This is a genomic window from Microbulbifer aestuariivivens, assembly GCF_039545115.1.
Classification (GTDB): Bacteria; Pseudomonadota; Gammaproteobacteria; order Pseudomonadales; family Cellvibrionaceae; genus Microbulbifer; species Microbulbifer aestuariivivens.
This window is the reverse complement of the sequence record NZ_BAABRT010000002.1, coordinates 204,590-230,093: the sequence shown is the minus strand read 5'-3', so window position 1 is coordinate 230,093 and position 25,504 is coordinate 204,590. Positions and strand designations below refer to the sequence as shown.

The following is a 25,504-nucleotide window of genomic DNA, read 5'->3' as shown; positions in this document are numbered from 1 at the left end:
GGCAAAAAAGCGGCAATAAAAGCTGGGATAAAACCGGCGCTTGAGCGACATAAGTCCGCTGGCTGGCGCATCCCCTCAGGGGGTTGAATCCGCACTCTCCGCCAGCCTGCGCAAGTGATCCCGCCCGGCTTCGCGACCGATCCGGTACCCCTCTTCCAGCAAGGCGGACTCGCGGGTAAAGCGGGCAACGGGGAAGTCGGCATGCGGGGCAATCACCCTTACCCGGCACCCTTTTGGCGGCGATTCAATAAACTCCAGCGCGCGGTTGTAGCGCTCGGCCCGCCCCAGCACCGCCTCAAACAGGCTGGCATGCTCCTGAAACAGCTGCTTCATAAATCGCGGCGTGGGGGTCTCCCGCTTACGGTACCCCAGCGGGCGGGACAGCACCACGGTGATATCCCGCGCACCCATTTCGTAGGCGCGGATCACCGGAATGGAATCCGCCAGCCCGCCGTCGGTCATGGGCTCGCCGTTGACCCGCGGGAAGCCGCGGTAGGCAAACGGAATGGCGCAGGATGCCGGGAACACCTCGTGCATATTCTCCACCGTCACTTCCAAATAGTGTGCCCGGCCGCTCTCGACGCTCGTGGTGACCGCGAACAGGGGCACGCCATTGTCGTAGTAGCGTTGCAAGTTCAGCGGCAGTTCGTCGAAGGAAGCGTGCCAGAGCCAGGCCACATCGCAGAAGTGGCCGCCCTTGAGAAAGCGGCGCCAGTTGATGAAGTCGTCGCGCCGGGCGTGATCCAGCAGTATGCGCCGGCTGCGACCGTGATTGCCGGCCAGGTAGCCGATCAGGTTGGTGGAGCCGGCGGAAACGCCAAGGGCAAAATCAAAGGGTTGAAAATCCCTTTCGATAAAAACGTCCAGAACCCCGGCGGCGAAGATGCCGCGCATCGCTCCACCCTCAACCACGAGTGCCGATTGGGGGACGACGGTGCCTTGATTCATGGACGCTCCAGATCCCGGTTGCGATTTTGATTGGGGTAGCGAACCAAATTGTATCCATGGCGGCAGACAGACACATTTGCCGTGCCGCCCACATACAGTGACCAGAGTGCCACATTGACTGCTGCCAGCTGCCGCCTGCCAGCAACCGCCTTCGCCTTCCATTGACTTCCACTGACTTCCACTGACGTCCAACACCATCGCCATCGCCATCGCTATCGCCACAGCCACAGCATCACCACCGATACCCGCGCGCTGTAACCGCGAATGCGGCGGCTGACAAAAAAACCTCTGCCCGTTAGAGTAGCGGTGACAGGAGACTTCTCAGTCTAAATACCGCCAACAAAACCCAGCGAGCACTGAACCACTATGCCCACTCACTCCCCGATACTGCTGCCGGTTGTCGCACTGGTTGCCTGGTCTCTGATCATGTGGATCTGGATGTATGCCACCCGCCTGCCGGCTATACGCCGAGCCCACCTGGAGCTGGACCCCACGGCGCCGCAGGGGGAACTGATGAAACAGCTACCGGCGCCGGTGCGCTGGAAGGCCGACAACTACAATCACCTGATGGAGCAGCCAACGCTGTTCTACGCCATTGCGCTGGTGCTTGCGCTCACTGGTGAGGGCCAGGGAATGAACCTGACCCTGGCCTGGGTGTATGTGGCCAGCCGGGTGCTGCACAGCCTGGTCCAGGCGCTGGGCAATAAAATCGAAGTGCGCTTCCTGATTTTTGTTTTCTCCTCACTGGCGCTGTTTGGCTTGACCTTCCGCGCCGCCACAGCCCTGATGTAAACGGCAACCACTCATGTCCAAGCCACTGCAATTCGGCGCACCCTGGAGCCGCCAGCTCAAAGTGCTGACCACCCTGTTTAGCCTGTTCCTGCTGGGCCTGCCCCTGATTCTTGCAGAGCGGGCCCCGCACAATGCTCCCGCGCTTTACCAAATCGCCATCTGGCTGCCGGTGGCGATCCTGATCCTTGCCGCCCTCTTTGCCATCCGCGGTTTTGTGATCGAGGGGGAGCAGCTGCTGGTGCTGCGGCCACTGTGGAAAACCCGCATTTGCCTTCGCGACCTGCAGCGGGCGGAAGCCGACCCGGACGCCATGCAGGGCTCTGTGCGCACTTTTGGCAACGGCGGCCTGTTCGGCTATATCGGCCTGTTCCGCAACGACAGACTCGGGCGTTACCGGGCCTTTGCCACCGACGAGAAAAATTCCGTGGTGCTGCGCTTTGAAACCCACACGCTGGTGATCACCCCGGAGCAACCGCAACGGGTCGCCGCGCTGCTCAACCGCGAGAGATAAAACATGGACATGGAACATGGAGCGTGAGGTGAGAACTCTGAGACAAGAGCCGCCCAGCTAAACCCAGCCCCCTTCAACGCCCGCTCGGGCGAACACTAAGAGCTGAAAAACCAGTCGAAACCCAAGTTCAGCGTCGACCTTCGGCGTCGACCTTCAACGTCGACCTCGATGGGGTTACCGCCGCGTTATCAGTGGCAGGGAGGCCGCTAGCCAGGCCGCTCTTTTTTTATCCGTATTCCTCCGTATTCCCCTCGGCTATTGAGCGTGCGGTGCCGGCCCTGATTGAGCATTGGCCACTGCGCCGATCAATCGCCCGGCCGCTGTTGATTCGCAAGCAAGCCAATCTTCACTCAGCCTCATCCTAACCTCCTCTTGCCTCCTCTTAGCCTCCTCTTAGCCTCCTCTTAGCCACCTCACAGCGTCCACCCCGGGTCAGCGATTCTGGCTGGCGGTCGCAAAACCCAGGCCGCTGGGGGCAACCAAAACCTGCGCTCGACTGGCGCAAAGCTGGCTTGCGGTAAGCCGCCGCGACGGTGATCCAGTACCCACTTCACAGCGTAACCGTGTGCTATTTCACGCCAAATTAAACCAACCATAACTTAGGGGACTTCCAATGGGCGAACTGGTTCGTCTGGTCTATGCCAGCAAAGCTTCCTTCATGCCAATGCCAGCCAGCAGCGGGGTGGAACCGACGGTGGCCCGCATTCTGATGCAGAGCCGGCAGAACAATAGCCGCAAAGATGTAGGTGGCGTTCTTTATTTCGGGGATGGCTTTTTTTTCCAGGCTCTGGAGGGAGACCGGGGCACGGTCACTGAAACTTTCGAGCGCATCAGCGCCGACAGCCGCCACCAGCAGGTCACCACCCTGTCGATGAAAACCGTAACCACCCGCCTGTTCGCAGACTGGTCGATGAAATACGTTCCGGCCGAGAAGTCCCTGCGGGAGTTTCTCGGCCGCCGCGGCTATACGCGCTTCCAGCCACTGCGATTCTCCGAGGAGGAGGCGGAAGCACTGGTGCATTTCTTCGATGCCAAACGTGATGAGGACGTGGACGGCGGCAAAAAGCCGGGGCGCTTCAGCCTGCGCGCCCTCTTCTCGCGCAAGTCGCGCCCCGCCAATTGAGGCGGGCCGAGGGAAAAACACGCTGCCGGTGAGCTGTACAGCGCGGACTTTGCCGCTAAAGTAGAGTCCGTGCCACTGACATCCCGCTGACAATTTTCAGCCGCCGGAAGACGTTTCCTATGAAAGTGAAAGCCATTGCCGCCGCGATTCTCTCCCTGCTGTTGCTCACCCCGCTGAGTGGCAACGCCACCTGTGTGATCCTCCTGCATGGGCTGGGGCGCTCCGATGGCTCCATGCAAGAACTGGCCGAGGCGCTGGCGAAGGCCAACTTCCATACCGTCAATGTCGATTACCCCTCGACCCTGTATCCCATCGAGACGCTTGCCGGTCAGGCCATCGCCCCGGCGCTGGACCAGTGCGCCAGCGCGGCCGAAAAGACCGAAGACCCTGAGGATACCCGCGTGCATTTCGTCACCCACTCCATGGGCGGCATCCTGGTGCGCCAATACCTGAGCCGGGTCAGCATCCCCAATCTCGGTCGCGTCGTCATGCTCGGGCCGCCCAATCAGGGCAGCGAGGTGGTCGATACCCTTGGCGAGTTTCCCGGGTTTCACGCCATCATGGGTGATGCCGGCCTGCAACTGGGCACCGGCGAGGAGAGTGTTCCCAACCAGCTGGGCGCGGCGAATTTCGATGTGGGCATCATCGCCGGTACCCGCAGTATCAATCCGATCCTGTCGCAGATCATCCCCTCCACCGACGATGGCAAGGTCTCGGTGGCCAGCACCAGGCTGGAAGGCATGAGCGACCACCTGCAGATGCCTGTCACCCATGTATTTATGATGCAGAATGAGCAAGTCATCGCGCAGGTACTGCACTTTCTCCAATACGGGCGCTTTTATCGCGCCGAGCCAACGTCGCCGTGATCGATCGGCAACCCGCGTCGCCCCTGGCCGGGATTTAAGCTCGGGGGTTCAAGCCGCGTTTAAGCGCCGCTGCAGGCATCCGGCATCAGAATCCGTTAGTCTGGGCAGACTGACACCAATACAAAACCAACCCTAACGGTGGCTTTCAAGGCATGTTTCATTGGCAGTGGTCCCGCTTCGAGGACCTCACCCTCCGGCAACTCTATGACATTCTCCAGCTGCGCCAGGCTGTTTTTGTGCAGGAGCAGGACTGCGCCTATCAGGACGCCGACGGCAGGGACCAGCACAGCTGGCACCTGGCGGCGTGGGAAAAACAGGGGGAGGATTTCTCTCTGCAGGCCTATCTGCGGGTGGTGGACCCGGGCGGCAAGTATGCGGAGCCGTCCATCGGCAGGGTGCTGACAGCACCCGCCGCACGCAGGACCGGACTGGGCCGCGAACTGATGGCGCGGGGGCTGTCGCTTTGTGACCAGCACTTTTCAGGCAGTGCCATACGTATTTCCGCTCAGCTGTACCTGTCGCGGTTTTACCGGGAATTTGCTTTCGAGCCGGTTTCCGAACCCTATGACGAGGACGGCATCCCCCATATCGAAATGGTCCGTGCCGGCCGGCAGCCGTTAACCGTTAACCGTTAAACCCTGAGGACCAGCCATAGCGCCGAATACACTTCAGTGGGTTGAGGTCTTGGAGAAGAGGTGCATGATCACCACCCCGGCAATAATCAGTGTCATGCCTATGATGGCGGGCCAGTCGGGAATCTGGCGGTAAATAACCGCTCCCGCCAGGGCCACCAGCAGGATGCCGACGCCAGCCCAGATTGCGTAGGCGATACCCACGGGCATGCTCTTCAGCACCAGGGTCAGCATGTAGAAAGAAACCCCATAACCCAACACCACGAGAGCTGAGGGAAGCGGGCGGGAAAACTGCTCGGAAGCTTTGAGCGCGGTGGTGGCGGTCACCTCGGCCAGGATGGCGACTGCCAGATAAACGTAAGCCATTTTTACATCTCGAAAAAAACGGGAGCCGGCAAGCCCCCATCTTCTGGTAAATCAACCGGTCTCTGTGTTCGTCAGGAATAGGGTGTCAGTCAGGGGTAGGTATAACTGGACTGCAGCCCCAGGGGAATCCCCAGCGACCAGTACAGTACCAGGAATATCGACCAGCAGAATAGAAATACCAGCGAATACGGCAGCATCATGGAAACCAGTGTGCCGATACCGGTGCTCTTTACATAGCGCTGGCAGTACACCACCACCAACGGGAAGTAAGGCATCAAGGGGGTAATGATATTGGTTGAGGAGTCCCCTACCCGATAGGCGGCCTGGGTCAGGTCCGGCGAGAAGCCCACTTGCATCAGCATGGGGACAAAGATGGGGGCCAGCAGGGCCCACTTGGCGGAGGCCGAGCCCACAAACAGGTTTACAAAGCCCACCAGCAGGATAATTCCCATCAGCGTCACCGGTCCCGGCAGCGCCATGGCCGCGAGCAGATTCCCCCCCTCTACCGCCAGCAGCGTGCCCAGACCGGAACGGCCGAATTCGGAGATAAACAGGGCGCAGAAAAAGGCCATGACGATGTAATAGGACATGGAGCCCATGGTTTTCGACATGGCATCGATCACATCCTTGGACTTTTTAAACGTGCCCACCACATAGCCGAAGACCACACCGGGAAGAATAAACAGCAGGAAAATCAGCGGCACGATGGACTTCATCGCCGGCGCACCGAAGGCCGCCAGGTTGCCGGCGCTGTCCCGCAGGGCGGAATCGGCGGGCAGCATCCAGCCGATCAGGGCGCCGATACCGAGCAGCATGACCAGCGAGGACAGTCGCAGGGCGCGGCGCTCGCGGCTGCCCACCTCCTGCATTACCGGCATTTCGTCCGGATCACCGTCGATGGCGACGTTCTTCAGGCGCGGTTCGATCACCCTGTCGGTCAACCACCAGCCCAGCAACACGATCACCAGACTGGAAGCCGAGGTGAAAAACCAGTTATTGAGGGGATTCAGCTGCAGCTGAGGACTGACGATCTGCCCGGCAGACTGGGTAAACCCCTGCAGCAATGGATCGATGGCCGATGGCACGAAGTTGGCCGAAAAACCACCGGACACGCCGGCGAAGGCCGCCGCAATACCGGCCAGCGGGTGTCGACCGGCGGCGTAGAAAATCACCCCGCCCAGCGGGATCACCAGCACATAGCCGGCGTCCACCGCGGTGTGACTGACAATGGCCACCAGAATCAGCATGGGGGTCAGCAGCATTTGCGGCGTCACCGCCAGCAGCTTTTTCAATACCGCGTTGATAAAGCCGCTCTCTTCCGCCACCCCCACACCCAGCATGGCCACCAGCACCACCCCCAACGGCGCAAAGCCGGTGAAGGTGGTGACCATATGGGAGAGGAAGTAGGCGAAGCTGTCGCCGGACAGCAGGTTGGTGACCTGCACCGCCTCCCCCGTAGCCGGGTGAATGGCATCGAAGCGGATACCGGACAGCAGGAAGGAGACCACCCACACCGTCACCATCAAAACCAGGAAGAGCACCGCGGGGTCCGGCAGGCGGTTGCCCACCACTTCGATAAAGTTCAGCGCGCGGTTGACCCAGCCAGTCTTGGCGGAAACTTCACTGCGTGCTTGGTTATCGTTGTGCATATTGTTGCGGTCGCCTGCCATCTTGCCCTGCCATCCTTTCTTTTTGTCAGCCGATCTTGCGGATACCTACCGCATGACGCAGCTTGTCGATAAACGGTGCCGAGTAGGCCCGCGCCTTCTGCGCCCCTTTCTCCAGTTCCGTTTCAATCTGGGCCGGGTTGGCCAGCAATTCATTGTAGCGTTCACGGGCATCGCCAATCTGGCCGTTGACCAGCTCGAACAGTTGTTTTTTGGCCTCACCCCAGGCGATGCCGTCCTCAAACGCCTGGCGCATCTCGGCGGTCTGTTCCGCTGTGGCGAAGGCCTGCCAGATCTGGAATACGGTGGAGGTATCCGGGTCTTTGGGTTCACCGGGTTCCAGCAGGTTGGTCTTGATCTTGTTGATATGCTTCTTGAGCTGCTTCTCGGTCAAAAAGAGCGGGATGGTGTTGCCGTAGCTCTTGCTCATCTTGCGGCCATCGAGCCCCTGCAGGACCGCCACATGGTCGTCCACCACCGCATCGGGCAGGACAAAGTGCTCGCCGTAATGGTGGTTGAAGCGCTGGGCAATATCCCGCGCCATCTCGATATGCTGCACCTGGTCCTTGCCCACCGGCACCTTGTTGGCATTGAACATGAGGATGTCCGCCGCCATCAGGATGGGGTAGCTGTACAGCCCCATGGTGACACCGAAGTCGGAATCCTCGCCGTCAGCGCGGTTGGCATCCACCGCCGCCTTGTAGGCGTGGGCGCGGTTCATCAACCCTTTGGCGGTCATGCAGGTGAGCAGCCAGGTCAGCTCGGGGATTTCGTGGATATCGGACTGGCGGTAGAAGACCACATTATCGGTATTCAGCCCCAGAGCCAGCCAGGTAGCGGCGATTTCCAGAGTGGACTGGTGCACCTGCTGCGGGTCCTGACACTTGATCAGCGCGTGATAGTCCGCCAGGAAAAAGAAGGACTGATTGTTTTCGTCCTGGCTGGCGGCAATCGCCGGGCGGATGGCGCCGACATAGTTGCCCAGGTGGGGGGTGCCGGTGGTGGTGATGCCGGTCAGTACACGCTGCTTACTCATAAACGCTATTAATTCCGTGCTGCATTCTCGGGAGTTGGGGCCGAATAATACCCTTTTCGCGTTAATGATTGTACGCCGGGCGCCGCCTGCACGAGGGAGTGAATGGCGCCAGGCGCATAATGGAGCGAATAAAATGTATTCACGGAGACCCCGGCAGCATTGAATGAATAGGGGCGCGATCACGTCTTTTGATAAGCCCAAAGAAATCAACTCAGGATCAACCGAGGCCATACCCGCAGCGGCTCGAACAGTGGACGCCTCTACCAGCTGAATCGTTCTGCCTGCCGGATGTCTCTGCCCTGCCGCACGCCACTGGCTCATTGTGAGCATGGTGATCGCGCCGCTCCGGCTGCATATACCGTTGGTCTGTTGATATTTCTGCAAGCCATCAGTCGATTGCGGCTTGGGTACCAATACTTTTGTGCCGGCTAAAACCACAGCGGTATCGGACTTCCCAGCAAAGGAAAACAAAAGGCGAGTCTTCCGCGGATATGCTCAGCAGGAAGGAAAACCGCAACAAAAGCAAAGCGGTGCTTGCCGGCAAAGCGGCTGGAGCTCAGTGCTCCGTGCTCCGTGCTCCGTGCTCCGTGCTCCGTGCTCCGTGCTCCGTGCTCCGTGCTCCGTGCTCAGGGGCAGGTAAACCCAAGCGCTACGAAAATACGCGGGATGCGAAGGAAAGGTCGGCGGTTTATTCCCCGCCCAACAGGCTGTCAAAGGCCTGGCGATATTCCACCGCCAATCGCGCCCAACTCAAGCCCTCCATATTCACCACCGGCAGAGGCTCACCAGCCTGGAGGCTCTCGGCCAGCCCCGCGATCAATGTGACCGCGGCCTCCACCGAGCCATAGCGGCACTGGGGCGGATAGTAATCCGGATAGGCCTGCTCGTCGGGCACTACCGGCGAGCAGCCCAGGGCACAGGCTTCCATGGCCGCCAGCCCCTGGAACTCGTGGTGGGCGGTACTGAGAAACACATGACTGCCCTGCAGCAGGCGATAATACGCATCGGCAGAGGACTGATAGCCCACCGCCGCCAGGCGCGGGGCAAATCGCTGCCGGATCACTTCAAATTCGCTCGGGCTCTTGCGGAAGGACTCGCCGAGAAGATTCAGGCGGTAATCAATGCCACGGGATTCCAGTCCCTCGAGTATCTGCAGCAGCCGGTCCGGCCCCTTGTCATACTCCCAGCGGGCTGCCCAGCTGATCACCAGTGGCCCACTCTCTGGACGCGCTGGCACAGGCGAAGGCAAACACGCAGATGCAGGCGCAGACAAAGTGAACAGGCCGGGTTCCAATGGCACCGGCAGGACACGGGACTTGCCTGCAACCTCCTCACAGATTCCGGCCGGAACCTGATCCGGAAAGCGTTTCAGCAACTGGCGGGCGCCGTCCAGCAGGGAGCGTCGATTGAAATCGGAATTAAACAGCAGCAGGTCGCCGCAGAGCGCGGTATAGATATTCAGCAACTGCGGTTCCACAGACTGAAAGGCATCGCGGGTACGGGGGTAGGCAAACTGATTCTCGTGGAAATAAACCACCGTAGGCACGCTGGCGATCTCCGGCACCAGCCCCCGCAGCGCGGACAGGTCGGTCATGGAGGTGGCAACGATCAGGTCCCAGCGCTGGCGCAGAATCCCCGCTTGCTCGCCGCGGCCCCAGCTGAGGCTGTTTCCCCGCACCCGCCAGCTGAAATAGCGCGGCGGCAGGGTCAGCACGGTCCAGTGCCATTCCGGCAGCGCCGCCACCAGCCCGCGTCGCCAGCGCTTGTGACTGCCGGCATCGTAGGGAGAGAGAAGCAGGGCTCTCATAGGGCGCTCAAAGAGGCCGCGCGGAATTAATGATCGCTGTCATCAAACGGGCGCATATGGGTCAGCCGGGCAAACAGGCTGGAGGTATCCCAGCGGCCACCGCCGAGTGCCTGCACTTCGCTGTAAAACTGGTCCACCAACGCGGTCACCGGCAGCAGTGCGCCATTGCGCTGGGCCTCGTTGAGAACGATGGCCAGATCCTTGCGCATCCAGTCCACCGCGAAACCGTGTTCGTATTCGCCCGCCAGCATGGTTTTATAGCGGTTCTCCATCTGCCAGCTCTGCGCTGCGCCCTTGGAAATCACTTCCACCACCTGCTCGGCATCCAGGCCCGCGGCCCGGGCAAAGTGGAGCCCTTCCGCCAGTCCCTGAACCAGTCCGGCAATGCAGATCTGGTTGACCATTTTGCACAGCTGGCCACTGCCCACCGGGCCGAGCCGATTGGTGGCGCGGGCATAGCAGTCCAGGTAGGGCTGTGCCCGCTGGTAATCGCTTTCCGCACCGCCCACCATAATGGTCAGCGCGCCCTTCTCCGCTCCCGCCTGGCCTCCGGAAACCGGCGCATCGATGAAAGCAATGCCGCGCTCGGCGCCAACTTCCGCCAGCTCACGGGCTACATCCGCCGAGGCGGTGGTGTGATCCACAAACAGGCTGCCGGCGCCCATGCCGGCAAAGGCCCCCTGCTCACCGGTGACGACTTGCCGCAGGTCGTTGTCGTTACCCACACAGGCAAAAACCAGCTCGGCTCCGCTGGCGGCCTCCGCCGGTGTGGCAAAAGCTGCCCCGGGATAGTCGCCGAGCCACTGCTGTGCGCGGCTGGCGGTGCGGTTGTAGACCCGCAGCCGATGACCGGCTTTGGCAAGGAAGCCCGCCATGGGGTAACCCATGACACCGAGACCGAGAAATGCCACTGTCGCCATTTGCGTTACCCCCAAATCATCCAGATCAGAGCCGCGCCCAATAACAGGCGATAGATGGCAAACGGAGCCATGCCGATGCGGCTGATAAATTGCAGGAAAAAGTGAATACACAGATAGGCACTGATGCCTGAGAGCAGTGTACCGAGCAGAATATCGCCCCAGGGCACTGTTTCCAGCGAGAGCAGATCGAAAGTGAGCAGCAAAGCGCTCAGGGCGATAATGGGGATGGACATAAGGAACGAAAAGCGCGCGGCGTCCTCGCGTTTCATGCCCAGCATCAATCCGGCGGTCATGGTAATTCCTGAGCGGGAGGTTCCCGGAATCAGAGCCAAGGCCTGGGCCAGGCCAATGGCCAGCGCCTTCTTCCAGTTCAGCTGCGCCAGCGTTTGCCGGCGCTTGCCGAATACGTCCGCCCACCAGAGCAACACACCAAAACCGATGGTGGTGGCGGCAATAACGGCAGCGGAGCGCAGGTGTGTCTCAATAAAGCCCTTGAAGGCCAGTCCCACCAGACCGGCGGGAATGGTGGCCAGCACAATAAGCCAGGCGAGACGGCCATCATCCGTCCAGCGGTTATTCACCAGCCCGCCGAGACCATCGCGCAACAGCGCCCACACTTCGCCGCGAAAGTAGATGACAACCGCAGCCAGAGAGCCGAAGTGCACTGCCACATCGAAGGCGAGTCCCTGATCCGGCCACCCCAGCACTTCCTTGGGCAGGATCAGGTGCGCCGAACTGGAGATGGGCAAAAACTCGGTGAGGCCCTGAATCAGGGCCAGGAGAACAATTTGAAAAAATTCCATGGGCGGTTACTGCGAACGTATTTTTTGTCGTTTTTGCCAGGTGATTTCGTCGCGCAGGTAGAGAGGCTGCAGCTCCTCAGCGGACAGGCTGACCCCATTGCGCCAGAGCAGCGCCGCCAGCTCGGCAATATCCCGCGCGTGAATCAGGGCCGCGTCATCTACGGCATGGACCGGCGCCGACTCAAAAGCCGGGTAATGCCAGCCGGGCCCGGCACCGTACAGCTCGTGCGGCAGGTCGGACTCTCGCAGGGCGTGCACGACATCCTCCGGATTCTGCACCGCCTCCGGAAGCAGACTGCAGTTAGGCGCCTTGGGCGAGTATACCCCCCAGTAGACCTGCCCCATGCGCGCATCGAGTGCCGCCACCACCGGGGCCTCGCGCCACTCGGGATGCTGGCGGCGAACGCCAGCCGCCAGCGCCGCCAGACTGGAAACCGGCACCACCGGCTTGTCGGCGGCAAACGCCAGTCCCTGCACACAGCTGATGGCGATGCGCAGCCCGGTAAAGGAGCCAGGTCCCCGACTGACCGCCAGCGCGTCCATATCGGAGAGGTCCAGACCGGCCTGTGCGAGCACTTCGTCAACCATCGGCAGCAGTCGCTGGGTATGGTCTCTCTCTGCCTGTATAAACTGCTCAGAGACCCTGCCATCGTCATACAGGGCAACAGAACAGGCGCCAGAGGTGGTATCCAGGGCTAATAGTTTCACAGGGGGCTCAACTGACTACTTCTTCGGGGCCGAATTGTGGCACGGTCCGCGGGGAGAGTCATGTGGGCGGGAAATCATGCGGCTGCCTCAAAGGGCCAGGAGGCCATAAACAGAGCCCGCCATGGGGATTGCCGGCAATAGCTGGCGATAGACAGTCGCGCTTCGGCAGCGCAGCCATTGCAGGGAATACCCTCTGCGAGGGGCACTCAGAGAGAAGCAAAAGCCCCGCAATCGGGGCTTTCTTACCTGGCGATATCTCTGTGCAACGCGCTCTCCGCCCGCTGTGTCGCGAGCTCTCTGTCAGTCGCTGCTAAGCGGACGCTTTCCATCTCGGGTGCTTTCCATCTCGGGTGCCTCCCCTCTCGGGTGCCTTCCCTCTCGGATGCGGTCTGTGTGAGGCGGCTCGAGCAGGTACTGCCTCCACTCTGAGACTCTATGCCGGGATAGCCTGCCTGATCGGCACACCGTTACACAGGGGCCCGCCGAAGAATCACTTCTGCTTTGGCGGGCGGCCGCGACGCTTGGCCTTTGGGGCCGGAGCCTGAGCGGTAGATGCCTTCGGCGGGCGGCCCCGCCGCGTGGATTTCTTGGGACGTCCAGGGCCTTTCTTGGCTGCTGCTTTCTCGGTGACACCTTTCTCTGCGACAGCTTTCTTAGGACGGCCGACTTTCTTCGGGCGACCGGGTTTTTTCTTGACCGCTTTTTTAGCCGCCTTCTTGGCCTCGGCCTTGGCTTTGGCCGCAGCCTTTTTCTCCAGAGCCTTGGCCTTGGTGGCCGCTTTCTTCGCCGCCGCCTTTACTTTGGTCTTGGCCTTCTTCTCGGCAGCCTTGACCTTCTTGGCATCGGCCTTGGCTCGCGCCTTTCTCCAGCGCGCCTCAAACGCCTTCACTGCCGCAGCCAGATCCTTATCCGCTTTATCAGATAGCTTTTCAGCCATCTCGCTGATTTTTGCCTTGGCCGCTTCCTCAGCCTGACGAACAGCATCCATAGCCTTGGCCTTGGAGAGCTCCACCTTCGCGGCAGTCACCTTGGCACGCAAGTCCTTGGCTTTGCCATTGGCATTGGTCAAGGCTTTTTTCGCCGCAGCGGTAGCACTTTTCTGTGCCCGTTCCTTTGCCTTGGCTACCCGGTCCATCTGGGCATCCAGGGATTTGGTCGCGGCCTCAAGCGCTTTTTCAGCCTTGGTGACAACCGGCGAAACAGCTGCCGCGGCTTTGGCTTTTGCAGGGCGCTTGGCCTGTTTTCTCTTTTTTGCTACTCGTGCCATCCCTTAGTCTCCTGTCAGCGAGGAAAAACTACCTCTGCAATCTATCTAAAAGTGTGCTGGTGATGATGACGTTTTGCTGCCCCGGATTTTATGACCGCTACCGGGAGGATATGCAGCAAGTCGCAACAGTGATAAACGCTGCGACTTTATCAAAGTTAATAAAAAAAAAATGCTTTGCAAGGGAAAACAGGAAAAAAAGGTTATTAAGGAGATAAAAAATTGCTTTTTCCCCTATTTGCCGCCGAGACGAGACCAAAACGGCGGCAATTTATATTTCTCACCTCTCAATCAGGGAGGCGCAACTGAAGCGGTAACTTGTCTTCTACGATCCCGGCAAGCGCCTCAATATGATCGCCACGCAAATTCAGCGCTGGAATATATCGGTATTCACCGCCACCGGCTTCGATGAAAATAGCGCGATTCTCCTCCGCAATTTCTTCAATGGTCTCCAGGCAGTCGGCGGCAAATGCCGGGCAGATCACATCGACACTGGCGACTCCTTTTTTACCCCACTCGACCAGGGTTTTGTCGGTATAGGGTTGCAGCCACTCCGCTTTACCAAAGCGCGACTGGAAACAGAGCTGCCACTGGCCCTCGTTAAGGCCCAATTCCGCGGCCAGGCCCTCAGCGGTTTGCCGGCACTGATGGTAATAGGGGTCCCCCTTGTCCACATTGGCTCTGGGGATGCCATGGAAGGACAACAGCAGCTTTTCCGCGGCCCCATGTTTTGCCCAGTGCTCGCGAACACTGTTTGCCAGCGCCCGCACATATAGGGGATGCCGATAGTAGTCATGCACCAGCGAGATATTGGGGATATTTCTGTTACTGCGATAAATCCGCGCCACCTGGTCATAGATGGATCCGGTGGTGGTGGCCGAATATTGTGGATAGAGCGGGAAAACCACAAAGGAATCAAACCCCTCCCGCTGTAACCGCGCTACTACGTCGGCGAGCTGCGGATCACCGTATGTCATCGCGTATTCAACGCGGACATTCGTCCCCTGCCGGGACAGATGCTGCTGCAGCAGCTCCGCCTGCCGGCGAGTGTAATAAAGCAGGGGGGCGCCCTCGACAGGCTCCCCATCGAGGCCGGTATTCCAGATTTCTGCGTAGGCTGGCGCGATCCGCCGAGGGCGAAGTGTCAGGATGATGCCGTGCAGGATCGGCAGCCACACCAGCCGGGGAATTTCCACCACCCTCGGATCAGAGAGAAAATCCCGCAGAAATTTCCGCACCGCGGGGGCGCTCGGCTCCGCCGGGGTTCCCAGATTCATCAGGATTACCGCTGTCGACATACTTCAGGTCCTATGGATTCTCGCTATGGGCAGAAATGTGGATGGTAAATTGGAACCATAAAAGGCTACACCATCCGCCAGTCACGCGCTCGGCGGACACAAAAAAGCCCCCGAGCGGGGGCTTTGATACGAACCGATCAGGCCGCCAGATCAGGTCAGCGCGGCCATTACCTTCTGGCGAATATCGTCCATGGAGCCGATACCCTCCACCTTGCTGTACTTGGGCGCTGATTCGGGCATGCGCTCGGCAAGCTCGCTGTAGAAGCCCACCAGGGGGGCGGTCTGCTCGTGATAAACCTTCAGCCGGTTGCGGACAGTCTCTTCAGTATCATCAGAGCGCTGTACCAGCTCCTCGCCAGTGACATCATCCTTGCCCTCTTCCTTAGGCGGATTGTAGATAACGTGGTAAACGCGGCCGGAGCCTTCGTGCACACGGCGACCGGACAGGCGCTTGACGATTTCCTCGTCGTCCACAGCGATCTCCAGCACGTGATCGATGGATACGTCCGCATCCAGCAGGGCCTGCGCCTGAGGAATGGTGCGGGGGAACCCATCGAACAGGAAACCATTCGCGCAATCGGGCTGAGCAATCCGCTCTTTAACCAGGGCGATGATCAGATCATCTGACACCAGTTTACCGGCGGCCATAATATCCTTGGCCTCCAGACCGAGGGGGCTACCCTCTTTCACAGCTGCACGCAGCATGTCACCGGTGGAGATCTGCGGAATGCCGAATTTCTCTGTAATGAACTGAGCCTGAGTGCCTTTGCCGGCCCCGGGCGCCCCCAAGAGAATGATTCGCATAGTCAGAATGCCTCCAATTATCCGACGTGCCTATGCCCGCCGCGTCAAAAGAGCGCTACCTTACACGCTGCCCCCAGCTAGGGCAAGGCTCCCGAACCCTCGCCCCGCCTCCGCTCCCACCCCCGTGAGACGGGGCGCACGGCCCAATCAGAAACATTTCCAGAACCATTTTGGATTATGAGTCATACCTGCCTGCAGCTATGCTGTTTGCTGGGAAGCAACCCGGTGCACAGAGCCCAACCGCCGCGAAAGGGAGCCTTCGATGAAAATCGCCATCTTTAATGCGCACGATTACGACAAGCGCTATCTGGACCGCTACAACCGCCAGCATCACCACGAGCTTGTCTATGTAGACACCCACCTGGACGAAAACACGCTGGTGCTGGCCGCAGATGCGGAGGCCGTCTGTATTTTTGTGAACGATCCCGCCCCGGCGTCACTGCTCAAGCGCATGCACCACCAGGGGGTCAGAATGCTGGCACTGCGCTCCGCGGGCTTCAATCACGTCGATATTGCCGCCGCCAACGATCTGGGGATTGTCGTCGCCAATGTGCCCGGCTACTCGCCTTACGCGGTTGCCGAGCACGCTGTAGGGCTGATCCTGACCCTGGTCCGGCGCCTGGTGCGCGCGCAGGCCCGCATCCACGAGGGCAACTTTTCACTGGATGGACTGATGGGCTACGACCTGCACGGCAAAACGGTGGGGGTTGTGGGGACCGGGAAGATCGGCGCGGTGTTTGCCCGCATTATGCGCGGTTTCGGCTGTGAACTGCTCGGCTACGACCCGAAGGAAAACGAAGAGTGCCGGAAACTTGGCATGCGCTATGTGAGCTTTGAGTCCCTGTGCCGCAACTCGGACATCATTTCCCTGCACTGTCCATTACTGCCGGAAACCCGCCACCTGATTAACGAGCAGGCAATTGCGGAAATGCGCGACAGGGTCTGCCTGATCAACACTTCCCGGGGTGGTGTCATTGACACCTCGGCCATTATTCGCGGCTTGAAATCCGGCAAGATCGGCTATCTCGGGCTCGATGTCTACGAAGAGGAAGAAAACCTGTTTTTTGAGGATCACTCAGACTCGGTGATCGGTGACGATGTGTTTGCCCGCCTACTGACCTTCAACAATGTGATGGTGACGGGCCATCAGGCATTTTTCACCCATGAGGCGATCACCAATATCGCCAGAACCACACTGGAGAATGTGACAGAATTCGAGCGGACCGGCAGCTGCAGTAATCAGTTAGTGGCGAAATGAGGCGGGCAGCTTTAATTTTGGCCAGCTTAAACTTAAATCCTCCAGACTAAATAAAGCACAGCCAGCCTAAATAATGCGAACCCAGGAATAACCTCCGCCTCAGCCCTGCTCTTTGGCGAGATTCCAGAGTTGCTCCAGCTCGTCCAGTGAGGCATCCCCCGGCTGGAGCCCCTGCCGACGCAGCTCCTGCTCCACCGCAGTGAACCGCCGTTCAAACTTGCGATTGCAGCCCCGCAGCGCGCTTTCGGGTTCAACGCGCAGATGACGGGCGGCATTGACACAGGAGAACAGCAGGTCGCCCAGCTCCTCTTCAATATGCGGCGCATCACCGGCGGCGATAGCCTCGCGCAGTTCCGCCACCTCCTCCTCGATTTTTGCCAGCGCACCATCTACTGACGGCCAGTCAAAACCGACTCCGGCGGCGCGCTTCTGCAGCTTGCCCGCACGAGTAAGGGCCGGCAGGCCCACCGCCACACCCGCGAGTGTGCCGGCCTCACCCTTGGCCCGGCGCTCTTCCGCCTTGATCGCCTCCCAGTTTTTCTTGACCTGCGCCTCGTCAATCGCATCGGCACGGTTGTCGCCACGGAGTTCACCGCTGGGGAAAACATGCGGGTGACGGCGCACCAGCTTGCGCACCAGGGTATCGACGATACGGGGGAAATCGAAATGTCCGGCCTCGCGGCCGAGCTGCGCATAGAAAATCACCTGAAATAGGAGATCCCCCAGCTCCTCGCGCAGATGCTCGAAGTCCTCCGCGTCAATGGCCTCCGCCACCTCATAGGCCTCCTCGATGGTGGAGGGCACAATGCTGGCGAAGTTCTGCTTCAGATCCCAGGGGCAGCCACCCTGCGGGTCGCGCAACTGCGCCATCAAAAAAAGCAGGTCATCGACGGAATAATGTTTTTCCACGGGGATTCCCTTATCGAGCGTCTGTTCTCGCAATCTGTATCGGTGCACCTACCAGAGCAGCGGAAAAAACGGCGGCTCAGTGCAGCATCCGCCGCTTGGCGGAAGCCACGTTCGGCAGCTGGTTGATGCGGTGCAGCACTCGGCTCAGCTCCTCGAAATTGTGAATCTCTGCGGTCAGCACCATATCCACCGTGTGCTTGTTCTTGTTGGAGCGGGTCTGCATGGCGGTAATATTGATCCGCTGACTGTCCAGCATGGCGGTGATGTCCCGCAGCAGTCCATGACGGTCGTAGGCCTCGATCATGATTTCCACCGCGTAAAGTTCCTGTGGCTTTTCCGCCCACTCCACCTGCAGCACACGGTCGTGTTCGCTCACCTGCATACGCAGCATATTCGGGCAATCCTTGCGGTGAATCGACACGCCGCGACCGAGTGTGATGTAACCCATGATGTCGTCGCCGGGTACCGGATTGCAGCAGCGGGCGATATGCGTCATGAGGTTACCCACCCCGTCGATATACACATCGGTCATGCCCTCGCCACGGGCCACGGACGCGGTCAATGAGGGGGTGGGTTCCGCCAGGTCCACCTTGACCATCCGCTGCGCGGCGTTCAGCACCTGCCCCACACCGATATCCCCCGCGCCCACCGCCGCGTAGAGATCGTCGAGGGAATGCATATTGAGCTTGGCCGCCAGTTGCTCGAAATTGAAATCGATCAGGGCCAGCTGCTTGAACTCGCCATCGAGGATGCTGCGGCCATCGGCGATATTCTGGTCGCGAGCCTGCTGCTTGAACCAGTGAATAACCTTGGCGCGGGCGCGGGAGGTGGTGATATACCCCATCCCCGGCGACAGCCAGTCACGACTGGGCGCCTCGCGCTTGCCGGTGAGGATTTCCACCCGGTTGGCGGTCTGCAGTTCATGGTTCAGCGGCACGATACGGCCATCTACCTTGGCGCCGCGGCAGCGGTGCCCAATCTCGGTGTGAATCTTGTAGGCGAAGTCTAGCGGGGTGGCGCCGCGGGGCAGGTCCACGACGTGGCCATCGGGGGTAAAGACGTAGATGCGGGTATCCACATCGCTCGACTGCAGGTCTTCCTGCAGCGGGTTGCCACCCACTTCCTCATGCCAGTCCAGCACCTGGCGCAGCCAGGAGATCTTCTGTTCATAGCCATCCTGGCCTTCGGACTTCTGATCAGTGCCCTTGTAGCGCCAGTGGGCGCAGACCCCGTACTCCGCCTCTTCGTGCATGGCGAAGGTGCGGATCTGAACTTCCAGCACCTTGCGCTCCGGCCCGATGACCGCGGTGTGCAGGGAGCGGTAGCCGTTTTCCTTGGGCGAGGCGATGTAATCGTCGAACTCGTTGGGGATGTTGCGCCACAGGTTGTGCACGATGCCGAGAACGGCATAGCAGTCGCGCACCGTCGGCACCAGAATGCGCACCGCGCGGATGTCGTAGACCTGGGAGAAACCGATATTCTTGCGGCGCATTTTGCGCCAGATACTGTAGATATGCTTGGCACGACCGAAGACATCGCCCTCGATATCCGCCCGTTTCAGCTCGCCGCGCAGCAGGTCCAGGACTTCTTCGATGTATTTCTGCCGCGCCAGGCGCTTTTCATCCAAAAGCTTGGCGATCTGCTTGTAGTCCTCGGGTTCCAGATAGCGGAACGAGAGGTCTTCCAATTCCCACTTGATATGGCCGATGCCGAGCCGATGCGCCAGCGGCGCGTAGACATCGGCCACTTCCCGGGCAACCCGCCGGCGCTTGGCCGGGTCGGCATTCTTGGCCGCCCGAATGGCACAGGTGCGCTCGGCCAGCTTGATCAGCGCCACGCGCACATCGTCCACCAGCGCCACCAGCATGCGGCGGATATTCTCGGAGTGCTCCTCCACCGCCAGGCTGCGGTTGGTGCCGGTCTCCGCGCTCTGGCTGCGAATGGCCGCCATGCGCAACACACCACGGATCAGCTTGGCGACGGTTTTGCCAAACTCTTCTTCCACCTTTTTCAGCGGCAGGCGCTTCTCGCGCACCGCCCGGTACAGCACCGCCGCGCAGAGGGCCTCGCCATCGATCTGCAGGTCGGCGAGTATCTCGGCCATTTCCAGACCGGTCAGGAAGCTGCTGGCCCCCTCCGCCCAGATATTCTCGGCGGCGATGGCCTGCTTTTCCGCCTCGGCACTGAGCTCGGCGGCACGACGCAGGGTGACCAGTGCGCCACCGTCGAGACTCGCCAGAGTCTGCACATGGCGCAACCAGGACTCGAGGTCCAGTTCGGCGTCACTGCCGATGGAATGATGCTTGCGGACTTGTACCATGGGTAATTGGCGACCGGTTTACTGACTGAACAATCCGGAGGAGAGGTAGCGATCCCCCCGGTCACAGATAATGGCAACAATCGTGGCATTCTCCACCTCGGCGGACACCCGCAGGGCCGCGGCCACCGCGCCACCGGAGGAAACACCGCTAAAGATACCCTCTTCCCGCGCCAGGCGCCGCGCCATTTCCTCGGCCTCAGCCTGTTCCATATCAATCACCCGGTCCACTTCATCCGGCACGAAGATCTGCGGCAGATAGGCCTGCGGCCAGCGGCGGATGCCGGGGATGCTGGAGCCCTCCGTGGGCTGCAAGCCGACAATCTGTATCTCCGGATTCTGCTGTTTGAGATAGCGCCCACAGCCCATAATGGTGCCGGTGGTGCCCATCGACGAGACAAAGTGGGTGACCTGCCCCCCCGTCTGGCGCCAGATCTCGGGGCCGGTGCCCTCCAGGTGCGCGAGGGGGTTGTCCTCGTTGGCAAACTGGTTCAGTACCAGCCCCTTGCCTTCGGATGCCATTTGCTGGGCCAGGTCGCGGGCGCCCTCCATGCCGTCCTCGCCGGAAACCAGAATCAACTCGGCACCGTAGGCGGTCATGGCCGCCTTGCGCTCGTCGGTGGCGGTCTCCGGCATGATCAGAATCAGGCGGTAGCCCTTGATGGCTGCGGCCATGGCCAGGGCGATGCCGGTGTTGCCGCTGGTCGCTTCTATCAGAGTATCGCCAGGCCTGATCTGCCCGCGCGCCTCGGCACGGCTGATCATAGACAGCGCGGGGCGGTCCTTCACCGAGCCGGCGGGGTTGTTGCCCTCGAGCTTGAGAAGAATCCGGTTGCTGGTCTTGCCCGGCAGGCGCTGCAGCCTGACGAGCGGCGTATTGCCGACGGTATCGGCAATCGTTGGGTAATCCATAAGCGGGCTTGTTCCATCGCAAAGCGGAGCGCCATTCTACCCTCCGCGGGGCCCACCTGCGACCTCGATCCCGCGCGGCTAATGCCCTGTGACTAATACCTTGCGCGCCCCAGTCTTGCAGTCTCGCAGTCTCGGGCGGCAGCGAGTAGAATCGAACAAAAATAACACGATATAAATTTGGGATTTCCATGGCTGCACTCCCAACACCGGGAAAGGCGAGTCCGCCTGCCGAGCGTCCGCCCTCACTGCGCGCCCTTGTCTACCGCTTTACCCTCGCTCCCTCGCTGTTACTGGCCCTGACCTTGGGAATACTGTTCACCCTGCAGCAGATGAACGAGCACCGCCAGCTGCTGGAAACCCACGGTCGCGCCAGCGCTGAGCAACTGGCCGAGCTGATTGAGCTGATTGAGCTGAGCGGTGCACACCCGATCCAGCTGCGCACCGAATGGCTGGACAAGAGTCTGCTGGCACTGATGCTGGAAAAAGACATGGTGCGCTCGGTGCGGGTTTACGCCGCCGGCAGTGACGCGTCGAATTCAAATGGCCAATTGAAGCTACTCGCCAGCGCCGGACCGCGGCCGCGACTGGAAATCACCGCAGCGGATATTGTCCACAGAGATCCATTTATCTTTGAACGGGGTGACAGCCTGCAGGTTGTGCATCCCCTCAAGGGAGAACCGGTCAGCCGCTGGATCAGCATTGAGCTGCACCGCCCCTACTTTATTGTTCGCATCTACCAGATAGCCCTGGTGACACTGTTGGGGTTGATTCTGTGCGCCCTCGCTGCGCTCATATGGGCCACATATATATCGGAGAAATTCAGCCGCGTGCTCGAGAACCTTGGCAACCGCTTGGAATCCATTGGGCGCGGTCACTTCGAGACGCGGGAAAACAAGCTGGACATCCTCGAACTGCACCGGCTCGGCAACCGCATCAATGCCATGGCGGAAAGTCTTCGCGTCTATCAGGACGAGTACAAATCCAGTGTACTGGAATCCATGGAGGACCTGCGCCAGTCACTGGACGCCATGGAAGAGCAGAATATCGAGCTGGACCTGGCCAGGAAGAAAGCCGTCGAGGCCAGCCGGGTCAAGTCCTCCTTCCTCGCCAACACCAGCCACGAGATTCGCACCCCACTGAACGGCATCATCGGCTTCACCAACCTGCTGCTGAAGACCGAACTGGACGAACTGCAGCAGGATTACCTGCAGACGATCCTGCGCTCGTCGGAGAACCTGCTCACCACCATCAACGACATCATGGACTTCTCGCGGATCGAGTCCGGCAACCTTGTGCTCGATTACAGCCCCATGGACCTGGGGCTGCTGCTGGAGGAAACCCTGCAGATTCTCGCCCCCTTCGCCTATGACCACCGGCTGGAGCTGGTGCCGCTGCTCGACAACCAGTTGCCGCGCACCCTGATCGGCGATCCATTGCGCATCAAGCAGATCTTCACCAGTCTGGTTGGCAATGCGGTGCGCCAGTCCTCCGAGGGCAATATCCCGGTGCGTATCAGTGTGCAGTGCGGCAAGGACTCGGAACTACAGGTTCGATTCAGCGTCACCGACCTCGGCAACCGCGCAGATCCCCGCGCCCGGCGCGAGTTACACCAACTGCTGGAAACCTCCACCCACGAGCACGACCAGCAGATCAGCAGCGCCGGCCTGGGACTCGCCATTGCCAGAAGCCTCATCGTCCAGATGGGCGGCAGTATCGGCGTTGATGAGGCCGCCGGCGGGGGAGCCACCTATTGGGTGCACCTGCCCTTGCAGCTGGAACGCAACAGCACCACACCAATACGCGAGCGCTTCCCCGGCTCCAGAGTTCTGCTGGCGGACCCCAACCGCATGACCCGGATACAGGTGGCGCAGCTGCTTCAGTACTGGGAGGTGGAGCCGGTGGAGCTCGGTGATACGGACACCCTCAAACCGGCCATCGAACAGATGTGGCGTCACGACGCCCTGCCGGATGCGGTGATCATCGATACCGCCATTGCCGCTGGCGACTTCGAGCCATTTATCCAGTGTGTGCAGTCCCTTGCGGATACTTACCAGTGCCGCATCATCGTACAGGGCTCGCCGGTGGAGCTGCGCCGCTGCTACGAGCCCCTGCGCACCCGGGCGCTGGCCTTCCTCGCCAAACCGGTGACCCGCGACAACCTGCTGCGCGCCCTGCGGCGGGCCGCCCCGCACCAGAATTCCGTCAAGAACATCGCCCAGAGTCCTAAGCTGTCGGGGCCGGGGGTGCCCAGAGTACTGGCCGTGGATGACCATGAACCCAACCGCCTGTTGATCGGCGAGCTGCTCCGAGGCCAAGGGGTCGAGGCCACGATTGCCGCCAGCGGCCCGGAGGCGCTGCGCCTATCGAGTCAGCAGTCATTCGATCTGATACTGATGGACATACAGATGCCCGGCATGGATGGCATCGAGACGACACGACAGATCCGCGCCGCAGAGGGGGAGCGCCGTACCCCCATCGTCGCCTTGACCGCCCATGTGGGCACGGAGGAAAAGGCGCGCCTGCTGGCAGCGGGACTCGACGACTACCTGAGCAAGCCGGTGAGCGAGGCCCAGCTGCGCTACACCATCCAACGCTGGATGAAAATTCTCGCACCGCAACGCTCCGAAAGTAAAACCTTTGATGTTCCGCGGCTGGTGGATATCAGCGAGAGTCTGCAGCTAAGCAACAAAGACGCCGCCCTTGCCCGCGACATGTTGCAGATGCTGATCCGCGGACTGGTGGCTGATGAACAGGAAATGCATCGCCTGTTCGCCGCCGGCGACCACCGCGGCCTGTTCGAGCTGGTGCACAAAATACACGGAGGCTGCTGCTACTGTGGCGTGCCCCGGTTGCGGGAGACCACCGGCCAGCTGCAGGAACTGCTGCGCCCGCTGCAAAAAGAGCACTCTGCGGAAATCGATGAGCGCGCCGTTGACGCGGTGATTCGCGAAGTGCGCGCCCTGCGCGAGTGGGCCTCGGAGCAGAACCTGGACGTGCTGTTCGGCTTAGAAGAACCGCAGGAATCAGAGCAACAAGAGCAACCTGGACAACCTGAGGAAGCAGAAAAGCTCCACGGGAGCCTGCAGAAAAAAGCGCAGGAGAGCAAAGAGAAAAACGAAAGCAAAGAGAAGAAAGAGAGCGAGACCTGAAAGCCGGTGGGACAAAGGCTTGCCTGTTCCTGCAGTGGCTCATTTAGCGCGATGGCTAATTACAGCCACGACCAGTTGCAGAAATGGCTAGTTACCGCAATGACTAGTCAGGGCAATGACCAGCGACCAGCAGGCTCTGCTTCACCCTGTCCTTCAGCGTAGGCCTCTCTAAAAATGATCCTGCCTGCTTGGGCCATGGCTCTCTTTAAGACTTGCCAGCGCTTAAGTATTGCCAGCAGTACTGGCAGCGCCTTCAAATATCACGAAGGCGAGCGCAAAATCCTTTTCATCGGAGAGGGTCAGGTGAATGCGGCCGACACCGAGAGCCTCTGCCCGCCGCAGCGCCTCGCCGCTCAACCGGACCTCCGGGGCCTGCCCGCGGTGGCGGCGCACCTCAAGATCCTGCCAGGAAATCCCCGCACCGATGCCGGTCCCAAGCGCTTTGCCAAGCGCTTCTTTGGCGGCAAAACGCTTGCACAGGTAGGCCGCCCGGTTCGGTACCGCCAGCGCAGAGAAGGCCTCCCGCTCTGAGGCGCAGAGAACCCGCTCAACAAAGCGGTCGCCAAAGCGGCGCCAGGCCGCTTCGATCCGGGTGTAACTGCAGATATCCGTACCGATGCTAACAATCACTTTTTACCGTAAACCTGTCTGAACAATTCCCTGCTCTGCAACGGTTTGTCACCGAGCATTGGCCCCAGCAACAAAGCGGTCAGGCGTTTCGCCGCCGCCAGAAGGTCCGGCGCCAGTGGCCCCCCTCGCAGCGCACTGTTAATCCCCAGCAGCTCACGGCCATGGAAATCATCGGCGCGCTGAGCGTCTTCCCCCGCCCGATAGATGGGCACAAAGCCCGTTTCACGCTGCAGCCGATAAACCGTGCCTGATTCCAGCTGCCCCTGCGAGGCCGCACAATAATCCAACGGGGGGCAACTCCCCAACTCATTCAACAGCTTCAACTCAAAAAGCCGCAATGGCGCCAGCAATTCACCGGCGTCTTCCCCGGTCAGCGCCTTCAGCCCCTGCAGCAACTCCTGATAGGCGGCAAAAACCTGATACTGGGATTCCCCAACGGGCAATAGCCTGACCAACAGCTCGTTGACATAGAGACCGCCATAGACCGCGCGCCCCCGCAGCCAATACGCGCTGCCGGCACTTTCCACTGGCCCCAGGGTTTTGAGCTCGCCACGCCCCATCAGGGTCACCAGCAACGGGCTGAAAGGCTGCAGTGCCTGCTGACGGCGCTGCTTGTCCCGCCGCGCACCGCGGGCGACGCAACCGATGCGCCCGTGCTCCGGGGTCAGCAACTCCAGGATCAGGCTCGAATCACGGAAGGGGCGCGAGTGCAGGATATAGGCGGGTTGTGGCGGTTGCTGAAATGACATGACTGAAATGACATGGCTGAAGTGGCATGGCTGGG

The 25,504-nt window shown here is 60.5% G+C and carries 23 protein-coding genes; 7 read left to right on the top strand and 16 right to left on the bottom strand.

The window, feature by feature from the left end; translation table 11 throughout:
- Positions 1-75 precede the first annotated feature (75 nt).
- Positions 76-948, bottom strand: coding sequence for a patatin-like phospholipase family protein (locus ABEA58_RS02240; protein WP_345548447.1), 873 nt, complete (start codon positions 946-948; stop codon positions 76-78).
- Between the two features lie 366 nt (positions 949-1,314).
- Between ABEA58_RS02240 and ABEA58_RS02235 the strand changes: the two genes are divergently transcribed.
- From ABEA58_RS02235 to ABEA58_RS02215, 5 genes are all read left to right on the top strand, one after another.
- Positions 1,315-1,740, top strand: coding sequence for an MAPEG family protein (locus ABEA58_RS02235; protein WP_345548444.1), 426 nt, complete (start codon positions 1,315-1,317; stop codon positions 1,738-1,740).
- A gap of 13 nt (positions 1,741-1,753) precedes the next feature.
- A complete protein-coding gene (locus ABEA58_RS02230; RefSeq protein ID WP_345548442.1) occupies positions 1,754-2,251 on the top strand; it encodes a PH domain-containing protein in 498 nt (165 codons plus the stop codon).
- A gap of 613 nt (positions 2,252-2,864) precedes the next feature.
- On the top strand, positions 2,865-3,374 hold the full coding sequence (locus ABEA58_RS02225) for a BLUF domain-containing protein (RefSeq protein WP_345548440.1): 510 nt from the start codon (positions 2,865-2,867) through the stop codon (positions 3,372-3,374).
- A 119-nt stretch (positions 3,375-3,493) separates the two neighbouring features.
- Positions 3,494-4,240 carry an esterase/lipase family protein gene (locus tag ABEA58_RS02220; protein WP_345548438.1) on the top strand — a complete coding sequence of 249 codons (747 nt, stop codon included), beginning with the start codon at positions 3,494-3,496 and terminating at the stop codon, positions 4,238-4,240.
- Between the two features lie 152 nt (positions 4,241-4,392).
- Positions 4,393-4,875 (top strand): GNAT family N-acetyltransferase, encoded by a 483-nt coding sequence (locus tag ABEA58_RS02215; protein WP_345548436.1) that lies wholly within the window; start codon positions 4,393-4,395, stop codon positions 4,873-4,875.
- Between the two features lie 33 nt (positions 4,876-4,908).
- Here ABEA58_RS02215 and ABEA58_RS02210 read toward each other — a convergent pair whose 3' ends face one another.
- From ABEA58_RS02210 to adk, 10 genes are all read right to left on the bottom strand, one after another.
- Positions 4,909-5,238, bottom strand: coding sequence for a DMT family transporter (locus ABEA58_RS02210; RefSeq protein WP_345548434.1), 330 nt, complete (start codon positions 5,236-5,238; stop codon positions 4,909-4,911).
- Positions 5,239-5,327: 89 nt separating this feature from the next.
- Entirely contained in the window at positions 5,328-6,908 is a 1,581-nt protein-coding gene (locus ABEA58_RS02205) for an AbgT family transporter (RefSeq protein WP_345548432.1), read from the bottom strand.
- A gap of 25 nt (positions 6,909-6,933) precedes the next feature.
- Entirely contained in the window at positions 6,934-7,941 is a 1,008-nt protein-coding gene (locus ABEA58_RS02200; protein WP_345548430.1) for a tryptophan--tRNA ligase, read from the bottom strand.
- Positions 7,942-8,629: 688 nt separating this feature from the next.
- Positions 8,630-9,748, bottom strand: coding sequence for a tRNA-queuosine alpha-mannosyltransferase domain-containing protein (locus tag ABEA58_RS02195; RefSeq protein WP_345548429.1), 1,119 nt, complete (start codon positions 9,746-9,748; stop codon positions 8,630-8,632).
- A 26-nt stretch (positions 9,749-9,774) separates the two neighbouring features.
- Complete coding sequence (locus ABEA58_RS02190) at positions 9,775-10,668, bottom strand: NAD(P)-dependent oxidoreductase (RefSeq protein WP_345548427.1); 894 nt, start codon at positions 10,666-10,668, stop codon at positions 9,775-9,777.
- A gap of 5 nt (positions 10,669-10,673) precedes the next feature.
- Positions 10,674-11,471 carry an undecaprenyl-diphosphate phosphatase gene (locus tag ABEA58_RS02185; RefSeq protein WP_345548425.1) on the bottom strand — a complete coding sequence of 266 codons (798 nt, stop codon included), beginning with the start codon at positions 11,469-11,471 and terminating at the stop codon, positions 10,674-10,676.
- A gap of 6 nt (positions 11,472-11,477) precedes the next feature.
- On the bottom strand, positions 11,478-12,179 hold the full coding sequence (tsaB, locus tag ABEA58_RS02180; RefSeq protein ID WP_345548423.1) for a tRNA (adenosine(37)-N6)-threonylcarbamoyltransferase complex dimerization subunit type 1 TsaB: 702 nt from the start codon (positions 12,177-12,179) through the stop codon (positions 11,478-11,480).
- Between the two features lie 490 nt (positions 12,180-12,669).
- A complete protein-coding gene (locus ABEA58_RS02175; RefSeq protein WP_345548421.1) occupies positions 12,670-13,314 on the bottom strand; it encodes a hypothetical protein in 645 nt (214 codons plus the stop codon).
- A 416-nt stretch (positions 13,315-13,730) separates the two neighbouring features.
- Entirely contained in the window at positions 13,731-14,741 is a 1,011-nt protein-coding gene (gene hemH / locus ABEA58_RS02170; RefSeq protein WP_345548420.1) for a ferrochelatase, read from the bottom strand.
- A 150-nt stretch (positions 14,742-14,891) separates the two neighbouring features.
- Complete coding sequence (gene adk, locus ABEA58_RS02165; RefSeq protein WP_345548418.1) at positions 14,892-15,545, bottom strand: adenylate kinase; 654 nt, start codon at positions 15,543-15,545, stop codon at positions 14,892-14,894.
- A 262-nt stretch (positions 15,546-15,807) separates the two neighbouring features.
- On the opposite strand from adk, the gene ABEA58_RS02160 reads away from it, so the two are divergent.
- Positions 15,808-16,803 (top strand): 2-hydroxyacid dehydrogenase, encoded by a 996-nt coding sequence (locus tag ABEA58_RS02160; protein ID WP_345548416.1) that lies wholly within the window; start codon positions 15,808-15,810, stop codon positions 16,801-16,803.
- A 99-nt stretch (positions 16,804-16,902) separates the two neighbouring features.
- Here ABEA58_RS02160 and mazG read toward each other — a convergent pair whose 3' ends face one another.
- The 3 genes from mazG to cysM form a co-directional block, all read right to left on the bottom strand.
- Complete coding sequence (gene mazG / locus ABEA58_RS02155; protein ID WP_345548414.1) at positions 16,903-17,712, bottom strand: nucleoside triphosphate pyrophosphohydrolase; 810 nt, start codon at positions 17,710-17,712, stop codon at positions 16,903-16,905.
- 76 nt (positions 17,713-17,788) lie between these two features.
- Entirely contained in the window at positions 17,789-20,032 is a 2,244-nt protein-coding gene (relA, locus tag ABEA58_RS02150) for a GTP diphosphokinase (RefSeq protein WP_345548413.1), read from the bottom strand.
- Positions 20,033-20,050: 18 nt separating this feature from the next.
- On the bottom strand, positions 20,051-20,941 hold the full coding sequence (gene cysM / locus ABEA58_RS02145) for a cysteine synthase CysM (RefSeq protein WP_345548411.1): 891 nt from the start codon (positions 20,939-20,941) through the stop codon (positions 20,051-20,053).
- A gap of 188 nt (positions 20,942-21,129) precedes the next feature.
- Between cysM and ABEA58_RS02140 the strand changes: the two genes are divergently transcribed.
- Positions 21,130-24,090 (top strand): response regulator, encoded by a 2,961-nt coding sequence (locus ABEA58_RS02140; protein WP_345548409.1) that lies wholly within the window; start codon positions 21,130-21,132, stop codon positions 24,088-24,090.
- Between the two features lie 222 nt (positions 24,091-24,312).
- On the opposite strand, the gene acpS is transcribed toward ABEA58_RS02140, so the two are convergent.
- Entirely contained in the window at positions 24,313-24,720 is a 408-nt protein-coding gene (gene acpS / locus ABEA58_RS02135) for a holo-ACP synthase (protein WP_345548408.1), read from the bottom strand.
- Positions 24,717-25,469: a DNA repair protein RecO gene (gene recO, locus ABEA58_RS02130; RefSeq protein ID WP_345548405.1), complete on the bottom strand. Its 753-nt coding sequence runs from the start codon at positions 25,467-25,469 to the stop codon at positions 24,717-24,719. Before recO ends, acpS begins: the two co-directional genes overlap by 4 nt.
- Positions 25,470-25,504: the final 35 nt, after the last annotated feature.

Bases quoted from the DNA above. Each gene is read 5' to 3' on its own strand.
- ABEA58_RS02240 (WP_345548447.1), bottom strand. From the start codon at position 948: ATGAATCAAGGCACCGTCGTCCCCCAATCGGCACTCGTGGTTGAGGGT.
- ABEA58_RS02235 (WP_345548444.1), top strand. From the start codon at position 1,315: ATGCCCACTCACTCCCCGATACTGCTGCCGGTTGTCGCACTGGTTGCC.
- ABEA58_RS02230 (WP_345548442.1), top strand. From the start codon at position 1,754: ATGTCCAAGCCACTGCAATTCGGCGCACCCTGGAGCCGCCAGCTCAAA.
- ABEA58_RS02225 (WP_345548440.1), top strand. From the start codon at position 2,865: ATGGGCGAACTGGTTCGTCTGGTCTATGCCAGCAAAGCTTCCTTCATG.
- ABEA58_RS02220 (WP_345548438.1), top strand. From the start codon at position 3,494: ATGAAAGTGAAAGCCATTGCCGCCGCGATTCTCTCCCTGCTGTTGCTC.
- ABEA58_RS02215 (WP_345548436.1), top strand. From the start codon at position 4,393: ATGTTTCATTGGCAGTGGTCCCGCTTCGAGGACCTCACCCTCCGGCAA.
- ABEA58_RS02210 (WP_345548434.1), bottom strand. From the start codon at position 5,238: ATGGCTTACGTTTATCTGGCAGTCGCCATCCTGGCCGAGGTGACCGCC.
- ABEA58_RS02205 (WP_345548432.1), bottom strand. From the start codon at position 6,908: ATGGCAGGCGACCGCAACAATATGCACAACGATAACCAAGCACGCAGT.
- ABEA58_RS02200 (WP_345548430.1), bottom strand. From the start codon at position 7,941: ATGAGTAAGCAGCGTGTACTGACCGGCATCACCACCACCGGCACCCCC.
- ABEA58_RS02195 (WP_345548429.1), bottom strand. From the start codon at position 9,748: ATGAGAGCCCTGCTTCTCTCTCCCTACGATGCCGGCAGTCACAAGCGC.
- ABEA58_RS02190 (WP_345548427.1), bottom strand. From the start codon at position 10,668: ATGGCGACAGTGGCATTTCTCGGTCTCGGTGTCATGGGTTACCCCATG.
- ABEA58_RS02185 (WP_345548425.1), bottom strand. From the start codon at position 11,471: ATGGAATTTTTTCAAATTGTTCTCCTGGCCCTGATTCAGGGCCTCACC.
- ABEA58_RS02175 (WP_345548421.1), bottom strand. From the start codon at position 13,314: ATGGACCGGGTAGCCAAGGCAAAGGAACGGGCACAGAAAAGTGCTACC.
- hemH (WP_345548420.1), bottom strand. From the start codon at position 14,741: ATGTCGACAGCGGTAATCCTGATGAATCTGGGAACCCCGGCGGAGCCG.
- adk (WP_345548418.1), bottom strand. From the start codon at position 15,545: ATGCGAATCATTCTCTTGGGGGCGCCCGGGGCCGGCAAAGGCACTCAG.
- ABEA58_RS02160 (WP_345548416.1), top strand. From the start codon at position 15,808: ATGAAAATCGCCATCTTTAATGCGCACGATTACGACAAGCGCTATCTG.
- relA (WP_345548413.1), bottom strand. From the start codon at position 20,032: ATGGTACAAGTCCGCAAGCATCATTCCATCGGCAGTGACGCCGAACTG.
- cysM (WP_345548411.1), bottom strand. From the start codon at position 20,941: ATGGATTACCCAACGATTGCCGATACCGTCGGCAATACGCCGCTCGTC.
- ABEA58_RS02140 (WP_345548409.1), top strand. From the start codon at position 21,130: ATGGCTGCACTCCCAACACCGGGAAAGGCGAGTCCGCCTGCCGAGCGT.
- recO (WP_345548405.1), bottom strand. From the start codon at position 25,469: ATGTCATTTCAGCAACCGCCACAACCCGCCTATATCCTGCACTCGCGC.